At 46.5% G+C, this 430-nt stretch carries 1 protein-coding gene; it reads right to left on the reverse strand.

All coding sequences use genetic code 11. The features are described 5' to 3' along the window. On the reverse strand, nucleotides 1-430 hold a 430-nt coding region (locus ASC50_RS04975), incomplete at both ends, for a PD-(D/E)XK nuclease family protein (RefSeq protein WP_162491142.1).

A 430-nucleotide genomic window follows, 5' to 3' on the forward strand; every position in this document is an offset into this window, starting at 1 on the left:
AGCAGCTGCGGGACGATTGGCAACATCGTTTCTTGCTTTTGGAGCAACCCAGAGGCATAAACAAATGTCTGAAAAATATGTGCAGCACGACCGGTTTTTTGCTCAAACAAGTCCTCAACGGCTTTAATTTCTTTGGCATTGCCGCCCGTTTTGTAGTCAATAATATACTGAGAGCCGTCTTTTTCGTCCAAACGGTCAATGATACCGCCAATTTTCAACGTCACACCGCGTTCGGGCAAAGCAAATTCGCCCGCCACCCGCATTTCTAACCCATTGACAGTGAACGGCGTGCGCAAACGGTCAAACTGAATCAACCACGTCAACATCCTGCTAATCACATGAAAATTAATCAACTGCTCCCCATTAAAATCCTCCTTACCAACCTCGCGCCCATTGAAATACTCGGTTTTGAAAGCACGCAGCACCAAAT

Source organism: Candidatus Symbiothrix dinenymphae (assembly GCF_001431085.1).